Below are 11,398 nucleotides of genomic sequence, written 5' to 3'. Positions count from 1 at the left end.
GGCGAGACATCTATTCTCAACAAGCCTGTCAATAAGCTGATATCTTTGTGTCGAGCAATGGAGGAGAAACCTTGATTCATCAAGCTTTTAGCTTACTCGTCACCCCTTCAGGTGGCGGGTTCGAGCGAACAGATATCTGTGCAAATTACTTTGGTATCCGGGAAGTTTTTTTGGTAGACCTCGCAGTTAATTGCATCTTTCTCCACTGCTACCGCTACCTTAAATCCTGCTGCTTCCAGCCCTAGAGAGAGCCCACCAGCGCCAGCAAATAAATCTACAACGACTATATCTCGATTTTGTTGGCAGTGAAGCATTTTTAGCTTATACAACTGTATAGTCTAATTATACACCTGTATAATTTAAAATACACTTGTTATAGATTAGGTGGCAAAATAGGTGGAGAATGTTAATGGTTAACTCGGTATGGAAGCGACTTCATCAGAGCGACAACAGCGGCTAGTGGAGTTGTTGGTGGAGTTATTAGAGTCAGACTCCGTATGGAATCAGACAACTTTTGCCAAGTCAGTTGGAGTATCACAAGCAACTGTTAACCGATGGCTGAACGGAATCAACCTTCCTGATGTTGGCTCTAACAACTTCAAGGCTTTAGCGAAATCGACTGGTGGTACGCCAGAGTCGCTTTTGGACTATCTGGATGGCAAAATTTCCTTCAAGCAGTATCGGAAGACAGGGAGGTATGCCGAGGACAAAGATGAGTCGCGTCGTCGGGTTTCGGAAATCAAAGCTGATATAGCCAAACTTCCTCAGTCGGAAATCCTAGAAATTATCATTTTCAGTGCAAGTGCTTTGCGTGAAAAGACTTGATCGAGATCAAGAAGATAGCAATCAACTCGCTTTGGAGTCTGCGGTTTCGTAAATCGGCTTTGCGGAGGTCTGAGTGGAGGCAGTACTTCTAGCTGCTAGCGTTTCCACTGCCACAGTAGCTACTTTAGCTAATGCCTCCAACGGTAATGAACGTACCGTCTTTAGTACCTGTTCTAAAGGGTCTTCCGAGGGAAGCTCTCCTTCTACCAAATACGTTTGTAGGTGAGAGAGAGTCCACCCTTTCAAAGCTGCCAGTTTTTCTAAATTCTCTGTTTCAGGCCAAGCTATACGAGACTCCCAAAAGTTAACCGATGAGGGACTTACGCCCAGTCGCTTAGCAAACTGGCGTTGACTCTGACTACCTCGTAGTTCTTGGATGAGAGTGGCTAGTCGCTTGCTTTTAGAGTCCATGTTTTTCATTTTATATTTTTCATTTTACATCTTTCTGTTTTTGGGATGTGGTAAGTTAGAGGCTTAGTGACTGACGGTTTAAACATAACTGTTTGACTAGTTAATCAACATCAGGTTTTGTACCCCATGCGATCGCTCCGATGCCAAGAGCCTTGAACAGTAGACGATAATAGTATGGATACTAACCCTCAACTAGGGGCATCACAGCAGATTGAAATTACTGGGTTAGAGGTTCCTCAAATCAGTAGTGTTAGCACCCCCAAGCGCAAGGGGCGCTATCGTTGTATCAAACGACTACCGACAAGTCCCGATCTATTCCCCGATGGCAAAACCAATCGCATGGCATCGAACAAATTAATCTGGGAAGGGTGCAACATCCTCACACAAGCCAAAAACCTTGGTTGGGTTGACTCAGAGAAAGGTTCACTTTGCTACCAAAGTCCAGTCGCCAAAGGTCAGGGCTACGTATCTTTCTGGGTTAGTGATGATTTGCACGGGCTAAATCCTGCGGTGTTGGAGGGGGAAGTAGCTCTAGCCTTAATTGACCAATTTGATATTCGTGCCGCCTGCATTCACTTAATCTATGCCGCTCACGCTACACAGCTCGACCGCCCTTGGGAACAGCAGTTTGTTCTAAGCGATACACAGCTAGAACGGTATCTAGGTCTAGAGCAAAACAGGAATTTAAAAAACAAACAGGAGAAATTAAACCTGCTATTGGCTTTGGCGAAGCAGCCTTGTTCTCTCTTAATGTATGTTTCTTGGCCAGAGAAAGGAACAGTCGGAGCATTTAGCGTCAGCCGGACTTGGTTGTGGGAGATAGCAGAACCAATTTTGCACTACCAAAATTGTTTTCATGACGAGCAGGGAAATCCTATCGGTGAGAAGTTACTTGTGGGATTCACCCTCAAAGTCCGATGCGGCAACTGGGCACAATACTTTCTCAATGAGGAAAAACGCCGGAACAAATCGGGTTATTACGAGTACGGAATCGTGTCATCGGGAGTACTACGCGACTTGATGAGCCTTTGGCATCACCATGAAGGGGCAGCACGTCTGATGACATGGCTGTTATTCAAAACTAGGGTCAATCGAAACAGTCCACTAACTGTGGAAATGTTGATGAAAGTTGCCTTCGGGGAGAAAATGCTTGACGCTGCTATTGCGTCTTCAAAAGAGCGGAAGAAGCTCGTCAGGCGTTGGGAAACTACGCTCAAAGTTTTAATAGAAAGGGGGTGGAACATTCAACCTGACCCCGAAACTTATCCACCACAATATTGGCCGGAAATGGTTAATGTCAGCCCGCTCATGGACATTCCTGATGCTCCTGAAGAAGCGGCTGAGTTCTGGGCATTGGATGCAGCATCAGGTGAGGGGACACGCTTAACTGATATCACAAAGCGTACACGCGGTAGTTTTGAACGGCTGCTAGGGGGTAGGCTTTGGGTACACCCTCCAGCAGAGATTGCTGAGAAACTGGATGAGATTGACAAGCCCAAAAAACCGCATCCTACTCAAAAACGTCGGCAAAAAGCGCCTGTCAAATCTGCTCCTCGCAATGTCACAGCCCCATTTAATCAGCAGCAAGACTGCACGAAACTGACAGGTGAGCGAGTTAGAGAGCTAAGGATAGCAAGAGGTCTGAGCGTAACTCAACTAGCGGAACTTGCGGAAATGGGTAAATCTACAGTTTCAATGATCGAAACTGGCAAAAGGTCTATAACTCCTAAAACCCAGAAGCGTCTCAAGCAAGCATTGGGATTGTCACTTCCCGCCCTTAGACAGTCACACGACACCTGAGTCTTGCGAGAAGTACGCGGAACTGTCTGCGATCGCTGTTACTGCCATAGAAGTAGGAAATTTTCCTACTTTGAGTGCTGAGGCAATCGTTTTATTAATTCGTGCATCAATGGCAGAGCAGAACTGTTCGTGAGCACTGTTACTGCCATATGCCATAAAAGTAGGAAATTTTCCTACTTTTGAGTGCTGAGGTAATCGCTCACTAATTCGTGCATCAATGGCAGAACTGAAGTCGCGCTCAGCGGCAATGGTCAATTTGTGAACGGGGAGATTAGCTATCCCCGAAAACAGTTCTAACCTTTGACAGGCTTTGATTTCAGCCTTATTGGATATCTGTGAACGAAAATATCCTTCACCTTAACCAAAAGGCTGAAACGCTCTCCAGTATTGACTTGTCGCTTGTGAACAAAAAATATCTTTCACCCTAACCAAAAATATCTTTCACCCTAACCAAAAATATCTTTCACCCTAACCAAAAAAAACTTTTCCTCGCCTGAAGCCTTTACACAGCAGTAATTCCATTTTTGTTCACAAATCTGATTATTCTGATCATTCTGATCCGTTGGCACTCACCAGTACCAAAAAACGAGGGCGCTAATCTAGGTCAGCCAACAAAAACACAGTTGCCGTGCTAAGCGATGAGGTACTCAACGTGGCTTGCAAACAGAAGCTTCACGTTCACACCCAAACCAAACTTTTATCCTCAGTTCGACCTGAGTAAGCACTCAGACTTACCGAACTAGGTTTGAAAGAAAGCTCATATGGCGACTGTTGCTCGCGTTGGCTCTTTGTGAGTTAATAAATATGGGCTGATGGCATATACGTGGCGCTACCTGAAAAGAAATTGCCCCGTCTGTAATGGGGTACGCAGAGATTGTAGGGAAAACACCAGTACAGGACTGATTCACTGCCGTTGTGATGAGGTTAGTTCAGTTCCAGGGCTGAAGTTTGTTGGACAAGATGTACTCGGTTTCAATATGTGGGCACCGGATACGGGAGCCGAGATTGGTTACTCCGCCTCGTTAGAATTTCAACGAGAGTACCGACGTACAAAGAAAGAACGGCAGGTTTCACGCTTTACGCACTGCCTGAGTATCCCAGAGCGCGATCACCAGTTCCGTTTGGTGCTTCAATGGAAAGCAACAACCCTAACTCCCCGACACGTCTCACATCTAATTGAAAAGCGACAGCTAACAACAGATGAAATTAACTGGCTAGTCTCCCTAGGCCGGGTAAGAACTTGGGAACCGGGAATAAAAGCCCCAGTCGGCATCAAGGAAAACCTCCCTGGCATTTCCCCTGATGGTTTCCTCCTGGGAAGACCAGGATTTACCATCGCTGCCCTCGATCCAGACGATCACATTACTGGGATGCAAATTGCCACGTTGCTGGATGACCCTAAGTATATCTGGCTCAGTAGCGCTCCATTAGGAGGGAACGGACCACAACTGCCAAACGGTGAATTACCCCTATTTTGCTGGAAGCACCCCAATACTCCGCAAATCAAAACGGTAATCCTGTGTGAGGGAGCGCTAAAATCAATGCTCGTTGCCCTCTTGTTATGGCGAACTGGACAACACGACATCGCTGTCATCGGCACAGCTAGTGCGGCTAGGTATGGCGAAAAAACCCTCTCGGATTATCTCAAGCGATTAGGAGCTAATGATATCCGGTTAATGCCCGACGCAGGAGCCAGAGCTAATCGACATATCGCCGCTGCCAACCAACAAACCCTAGAATGGCTCGTGCAGTGGGGCTATCACGTCACAGTCGGCGAGTGGGGACAGTTAGAAGATAAGTCACAACCTGACTTTGATGAACTCTTAGCGGCTTTTCGAGGTGACGAAGTTCAACTGATTCACGCGCCAGACTATCTAGCAGGAGTGGAGAAAACCGCTCATAGCTTCGATGCTATGGCTAGCTTACTATCTGGAATTAAGCATCAGCTCCAAAAAGCAAGGGGACGGCTAAAAGCTTGGGGTTTTGGGAAAAAGGGTTCAATTGAACTAGAAACCTCCTCACTAGCCCCACAAGAGACTCTCCAGTATCAAGCTCTCGATCGCCTGACGGTTTGGAGCCAAGCCATCAAAAGTGGCGCTAAATTCCTCTGCGACTCCTCGGCTACGGGTACTGGCAAATCCTTTGACTCAGGTCGGCTGCATACTGAACAATTAGATTGCCGTCAAATCATCTTCGCCACCAAAGAACACCGAAATCCCGCCACCTCCACACTCTCTGAATGGACGCACTTGGAGGCGAGACATGGGGGATTAAAATGCGATCGCTTCGGTAAACGACGACGGGTAAAAATCGGCGAATCCTACAGCATCTCGCCTAACTGTAGTCGAGTCAACACCATCGATGCTCTACGCTCACTCAATGTATCTGGAGCTGACTGTGCCGAACTAATCTGCCAAACCTGTCCTTTCCTAGAAGCTTGTCGCGCCGGAGCTGTTTATGGCTATCTGTCCCAGCGCCGGGAAGCACTGAAGTCTCCCCGAATTATCGCCTCCCCGGAAAGTTTGCCAGAACCCATCGATGCGATGAACTCAAATGGTTACGATTACTCACAAAGCGCGATTATTTGGGATGAATGGTCGGAAAACCTACGAGTCACACAGACGCTTACAGTTACTCAGCATGACATTAACCAGATGCGGCTAAAGTTGGACGAGCGTGCCTCAGGGCAGTACCAAGCACTCAAGCCCCTGCTGATGATACTAGCCGCGCTGCTTTCTGGGGAAATCCCGGCACCGCATCGTAAATACGGATGGAGTCATGCGGCTATCCTGGAGCATCTTCCCTCATTGCCAGATTTCTTAGATCTAGAGGAAATCGAGCAGGCAATCGCTTTTGAGCCGAGTTTAATCAACACGACTCTTGAATACGGTATTTCCTTAGCCGACCTCCCAGCTAGCGCTAGAAAGAAGCTTACCTGTGGTGACGAAACTACAGCACAACGGGTCGAAAAAGAGGTAATCAAGCAATGGATTGTGCCGTTTGTCGGTATTTTGCAGGGCAATCCAGGAGCGTTGAGGATTCGTAACGGGTTGTTGACCGTTACTCTCCCAGATCAACGCCTTGTGAGAATTGCTCGTGCAGCTAAAGCGAATATCTTCCTAGATGCTACTGGTGATCGCGCTGAGTTAGCAGCTTTGTTAGGAATTAGCACTCAACAACTGCTGTGTATCAGGCAGGAGCAACCCAATACCGATAACCTTGAACTGATTCAAGTTGCCAGCTTGGGACGTTTGGGAATGAATCGCGGCAACTCTCAAATCAGGCGAGTTGAGGCAGTGGTTGATCACATCCAAAACAATATAGACCCCAAGGCGGCTGTCGCTGATTTTAAGAAGTTTGGCGAGCCATACCAGGATGCAGGAATTGAGACGGTTCTCAAATGGTGGGTTGAAACTCGTGGAATGAATGATTTTGAGCAGGTAACAACCCTAATCTTGATTGGTACACCCTGCCGCGACCTCGGCGCTCTGGAAAGCGAGTTTATCACCCGCACTGGACGCGCACCCTCTACTGGAACACTTAAGGTGAAATATCCCATTCAGGTAAAAGGAGTGATACCGGAGGATATTCAACCTTACTTCGAGATGGAGGCATCGGCTGATTTGGAGTTTAGAGCCTTCGTGCGCCGTCGCATTTTAGCTGACATTCATCAAGCCATCGGACGATTGAGGGCGCACAGAAGACCTGGCGAGAAGCTAATCGTTTATTTTTTGGGGGACTACCCGTTGGATATTCCAGTGACTCTGGTACGAGCTAGTGACATTACAGCAGAAGCTGCCGATAAAACCGAACGGGTTGAATTGGCAATTAAGGCGGCTGTAGAGCAACTTCAAGCGAATGGGCAGAAAATTACGACTACGGCGATCGCACTCATCACTGGTTACTCTCAACAACACATCAGCCGCTTCCGAGATTTACTCAAAATGCTGATTGAGTCTCCTAATAGTCAAATGAGTAAAACAACACAAAAGCCACAGGAGGCTCAATGGCTGGTGAGGGAATACTTACCACTAGTTGCTTCATTACCTGAGTTCGAGATGCTTCAAGAGCTGGCTACTCTCTTATCGGTCTACGGGAGAAGTAATTTTGAGTGGATTTTTGAAGCGACATCGGCATTGACGCAGATTGCTATCCTAGCGAAGTTGGTGCTAACTTTACCAATGGACTCCTTGAGGCAATTGACCAGCGCTACTGTATTGGGTCTAAACGTTTTCTCCTCAACTAGTAGCGTCCCTTCTGAATCCACCACAACATAGCGATATTGACGGGGAGCTAGCCGCCAGAACTGACGCGGAGTATTCTGATTAAAAGAAAACAGTATTTAATATACAGCTAACAAACGTAAAATCAGCCATTGCAGACCAGTACGAAGAGTGTGCCGGACCGCGAAGCTGATCGCGGGTGCCATAGACAATCGCAAAAGTTTTCGGTCTACTGAAAATACTTAAGTTGAAATTAAGTTATTGCTACGTCACAGTTTGCTCAGAGGTAGTTTGATCCCGACTTTACCCCAAAGAGAGTTACGCGACTTAACCCGATTTCAATTCCTCTATTTTTTCAAGAGGACAATAAGTTAATCTGGGTGGGCGAGGTGTACCTCGCCCACCCCCTTTCTAGGATTATCATTATCGGGAATGAACCGCAGACACCTATTCTCAATAATTCTGTCAATAAGCTGACATCTTTTCGTCGGTTAAGGGAGAGAAAACTTGATGGATCAGGCTTTCAGCACATCTTGTCCAAGCAAGAAGCTTAGCGAGACTTGAGAGCTAATTATCTAACCTGTTCTCGACCCAACAAAACTCTCAAGCGCCTGTGTCAACAAATTGAGAACTTGGTTACCAAGTTAGCCTTAAACTAAGTCTCTCGTCTCCAGTTTTTACTCCTTAGCCTCTATTTTCAAGATAGGTCTACTGTTTCTAATTGCGTCCGTCTCGGATTCTCAAGTTGAGCCTCTCCCTACGCATGGTCATCATTCGCTCATTCATTTCATGGCTATTTGTAAGCATCTCCATTGCCATTCTTCTAATTTCAGGATTATCCGATTCCAGTAAGGGTAAAGCGGCATCCATCATCTCCATTTGTTGTATGAGCATTCGATTGAGTGAGCGCAGCTCCTCAAATTGCTTGGCATCAATTTCTCCAGTATCTTCTGCAATCAGGAGTGGCTGGGACTGGGCTTGACGAGTCTTAAATTCATTAGACTCAACGGGTTCAGCGGCTTTTGCATTGGTCACTAAGGCAAGAGTGAACAGAGTCGCCAATGCCGAGCTTTTTAGAAATAAGTTCATGGTAGATTATTCTCTCTATTAGGGTGTTCTGGAAGAGAAGGAGTCTTGTTAATCTCCTTGTTGTATGAAAGTGAATGATTGACTTCTAGATGCCAACCGAACTTTGGAGAGCCTGATTCAGAGAAAGAAATCCGGAAAGACACAGTAGGCAAAATACCTCTTAGAATCGTCAAGAGCGTGTAGGAACATCACCTTCTATCTGTTTTTTCAATTCCTCAATTTCTGTTAAGGTTGGCGAATGGGGCTTTTAAAAGCAATAACAGCTAGGGTTGAGTTCTCATGAGTAACTGAGCGACTAAGCTTAGTATCTAGCTTTGAGTGAGGTTGAGAACACTCAAGAAAGATCACTAAAGTACTAACTTAATTTCAACTTAACGGAGCTTAGACAGATTTCAATCCCAAGAGATTTTGATGACCTCACTCACGAAGATGGGCTGAGTATTGATGCCACAGGTAAGTAGGTCGGGATGAAAATCCTAAACTATGTAAAGCTAGGTAAACTAAAGAAGCTGTTCTGTCTAGGTGGTGAGTCATGGGTGCAAGGCTGAGAATTTTCCTCAAGCCAGAAGAAGACCGAACGTTGTTTGAGATGAGAACAGCGACGACGGTGCCGCAAAGGGTAAAGGATCGAGCCGAAGTGCTACGACTCAATGCACAAGGGTGGTACGTGGAGAAAATCGCCAACTACTTCAACTGGCACCCGCAAACGGTGCGCGAGACGATACATCGGTGGGAAACGAAGGGACTCGGAGGGTTGTGGGAAGAGTCCGGACGTGGAGGCAAAACTCGTTGGCAAGCCGATGATATTGAGTACTTGGAAACGTGTCTGCGGCAAGAGAATTGCACCTACAACAGTCAGCAACTGGCACAAAAACTGGTTCAAGAGCGGCAAGTCAAGTTGAGTCCCGACCACCTGCGACGGGTACTCAAAAAAAGGGGGTAGTTTGGAAACGTAGCCGTGTGAGTCATCGGGACAAACAAGACCCAAAACGACGTGCCATCAAGCAAGCCGACTTGGACATGCTGGAGTTGGCTGCCGCTGTCGGTGAGATTGACCTGTTCTACCTTGATGAGTCGGGGTTTAGCTTATGGAGTCCAGCAAGCTACAGCTACTTTTTTCGGGGACAACAAAAACGGCTTGAACAAACCCCACGACGTGGCAGGCGGTTGAGTATTTTAGGGCTTCTACAACCCTTGGTTAGCTTTGTCTATGGCTTGGCTATTGGCTCTTTTACCAGTTCTAGCTACATCAAAATGATGGATGAGCAAGCACACCTTGCAGCACTTGAGTTTGCCAAAACTGGACGGATTCGTGTCATCGTTCAAGACAACGGATCGATTCATACTAGTTCTCAAGTGCAGCAGCAGTGGTCACAATGGGAAGCTCAGGGTCTTTACCTATTCTTTCTACCAGCCTATTGCTCGGAAATGAACCGCATTGAGTCGGAATGGCATCAACTCAAAACCTATGAACTCGCGGGGCAGATGTTTGAAGACGAGTTAGACCTAGCTTATGCCGTGATGGATGGCGTAGAAGCTAGAAGTCGAGTTGAAGGACGGACTACACAACGTTTCAAGTTCAAGTCTAGCTAACTCTTAACATCGTGTTACATAGCTTAGTTTTTTCCTGTCCACCTACTTAGCGCTCACTTAGGAATTTGGTAAGGGTAAGCAAATGGTGAAACAGGTTCTGCCCGGTTTTGTTTCAAACGAGAGCGTTCCCTGGTGGCGATTCTCCACAATCCGCCGCGCTGTTTCCAACCCTAGCCCAGAACCCTGTCCGACTGATTTGGTGGTGAAGAAGGGTTCAAAAATGCGCGTTTGAATCTCAGGCGCAATGCCGCATCCCGAATCAGTGATGTCCACAAAGACAAAGCGCTCGCACTGATGAGTCGTAATTTCAAGCACTCCCTTGCCATCCATCGCATCAATCGCATTATCAATCAAGTTTGTCCACACTTGATTGAGTTCGCTGCCTAAGGCAAGGATTTTCGGAATCTGTTGGTCGTAATGACGTTGAACCTGGATGCCGCACTTGAGTTTGTGAGCAAACAACCGCAAGGTATCTTCCAACCCTTGATGCAGATTGACCTCTTGCTGAATGCCCTGATCCAGGTAAGAGTACGACTTCATTGCCTGCACCAGTTCGGAAATTCGTTCCGCTCCCCGTAAACCATGTTTAATCATCGACATCACTTCAAACGAGAGTGCTAGCCAGTGCAATCCCATTTCCCGCATTTCCGTGGAGTCGTTGCGCCAACGCTCCATGAGCTGATTCAGTGTATTGACCTCAACGCCACCTTCCGCTAACGGTTCTGCTAGTTTCCAAGCCTGCTTCACCCCATAGTCTTCTAACCAGTCCAGCAGAAGGGTTTCGCGATCGCTCAAAGTTACGAAGTCTACGTGCTCGTTGAGAATTGCCTCATAGCCGTCATCCCGCACCTGAAACCAGTGCTGAGTATGCGCTTGTTCAACTTGGCGTTGTCCATAAACTAAGTTCATCCGTTGAAGTTCGAGAACAGCCGTTGGCATTTCCCGCAAGCCACGAACCAGGGCGGCGGCGGGATTGTTGAGTTCATGGGCTAATCCGGCGGCAAGGGTTCCTAACGCTGCCATCTTCTCACGTCCGCGAATGAAGGACTCTAGCCCACGAGCCCGACTCAGCACGATACGGAATACCGTTCGCTCAAAATTGCGACATTCATGCAGTAGTTTGAGAAAGTCGTCTGCCGAAATCTCGTAGAGTTTACACTCCGTCGCGGCTCGCATTGTTACGGGTACAGGTTCATCCGTGAGGACAGAAAACTCACCAAAGAATGATGGACCTTCATGTTGTCCAATGGGAATGTCAATCCCTTCACTGCGGCGGGTAAGGCTCATTTTGCCGGCAATCAGGATAAATAAGCCACACGCCGGATCTCCTTCATGCACCAGGAACTCTCCGGCACCCAGTTCGACGGTTTGAGCGTGTTCGCAGACCCACTCTAATCGCTCTTGGGGAAGCTGTTGAAACGGGTCTAGGTTTACCAAGTCTTCAACACATAGCATAG

At 47.2% G+C, this 11,398-nt stretch carries 8 protein-coding genes and 1 pseudogene; 4 read left to right on the top strand and 5 right to left on the bottom strand.

Annotation, left to right across the window (positions count from 1 at the left end; translation table 11 throughout):
• Positions 1 to 107 precede the first annotated feature (107 nt).
• Positions 108 to 314 carry a DNA cytosine methyltransferase gene (locus tag H6F98_RS32050; protein ID WP_192222791.1) on the bottom strand — a complete coding sequence of 69 codons (207 nt, stop codon included), beginning with the start codon at positions 312 to 314 and terminating at the stop codon, positions 108 to 110.
• Positions 315 to 423: 109 nt separating this feature from the next.
• Between H6F98_RS32050 and H6F98_RS32045 the strand changes: the two genes are divergently transcribed.
• The gene (locus H6F98_RS32045) at positions 424 to 825 is read left to right on the top strand and encodes a helix-turn-helix transcriptional regulator (RefSeq protein WP_192222790.1); all 402 of its coding nucleotides are present in this window, start codon (positions 424 to 426) and stop codon (positions 823 to 825) included.
• A 21-nt stretch (positions 826 to 846) separates the two neighbouring features.
• On the opposite strand, the gene H6F98_RS32040 is transcribed toward H6F98_RS32045, so the two are convergent.
• The gene (locus H6F98_RS32040) at positions 847 to 1,236 is read right to left on the bottom strand and encodes a helix-turn-helix domain-containing protein (protein ID WP_192222789.1); all 390 of its coding nucleotides are present in this window, start codon (positions 1,234 to 1,236) and stop codon (positions 847 to 849) included.
• A gap of 174 nt (positions 1,237 to 1,410) precedes the next feature.
• Between H6F98_RS32040 and H6F98_RS32035 the strand changes: the two genes are divergently transcribed.
• Positions 1,411 to 3,036: a helix-turn-helix domain-containing protein gene (locus H6F98_RS32035; RefSeq protein WP_192222788.1), complete on the top strand. Its 1,626-nt coding sequence runs from the start codon at positions 1,411 to 1,413 to the stop codon at positions 3,034 to 3,036.
• On the opposite strand, the gene H6F98_RS32030 is transcribed toward H6F98_RS32035, so the two are convergent.
• The gene (locus tag H6F98_RS32030; RefSeq protein WP_192222787.1) at positions 3,022 to 3,291 is read right to left on the bottom strand and encodes a hypothetical protein; all 270 of its coding nucleotides are present in this window, start codon (positions 3,289 to 3,291) and stop codon (positions 3,022 to 3,024) included. The two genes, H6F98_RS32035 and H6F98_RS32030, sit on opposite strands and share 15 nt — an antisense overlap.
• A 557-nt stretch (positions 3,292 to 3,848) precedes the next feature.
• Here H6F98_RS32030 and H6F98_RS32025 point away from each other — a divergent pair.
• Positions 3,849 to 7,313, top strand: coding sequence for a hypothetical protein (locus tag H6F98_RS32025; protein WP_192222786.1), 3,465 nt, complete (start codon positions 3,849 to 3,851; stop codon positions 7,311 to 7,313).
• Positions 7,314 to 7,976: 663 nt separating this feature from the next.
• Here H6F98_RS32025 and H6F98_RS32020 read toward each other — a convergent pair.
• Complete coding sequence (locus H6F98_RS32020; protein ID WP_192222785.1) at positions 7,977 to 8,348, bottom strand: hypothetical protein; 372 nt, start codon at positions 8,346 to 8,348, stop codon at positions 7,977 to 7,979.
• 532 nt (positions 8,349 to 8,880) lie between these two features.
• Here H6F98_RS32020 and H6F98_RS32015 point away from each other — a divergent pair.
• Positions 8,881 to 9,941 (top strand): annotated as a pseudogene (locus H6F98_RS32015) (IS630 family transposase).
• 57 nt (positions 9,942 to 9,998) lie between these two features.
• On the opposite strand, the gene H6F98_RS32010 reads toward H6F98_RS32015, so the two are convergent.
• Positions 9,999 to 11,396, bottom strand: a complete 1,398-nt coding sequence (locus H6F98_RS32010; RefSeq protein WP_192222784.1) for an ATP-binding protein — start codon at positions 11,394 to 11,396, stop codon at positions 9,999 to 10,001.
• Between the last annotated feature and the right edge of the window lie 2 nt (positions 11,397 to 11,398).

This window comes from Microcoleus sp. FACHB-SPT15 (assembly GCF_014849525.1).
In the GTDB taxonomy this organism is placed as follows: Bacteria; Cyanobacteriota; Cyanobacteriia; order Cyanobacteriales; family Coleofasciculaceae; genus Symplocastrum; species Symplocastrum torsivum.
This window is presented reverse-complemented; position numbering and strand designations above follow the sequence as displayed.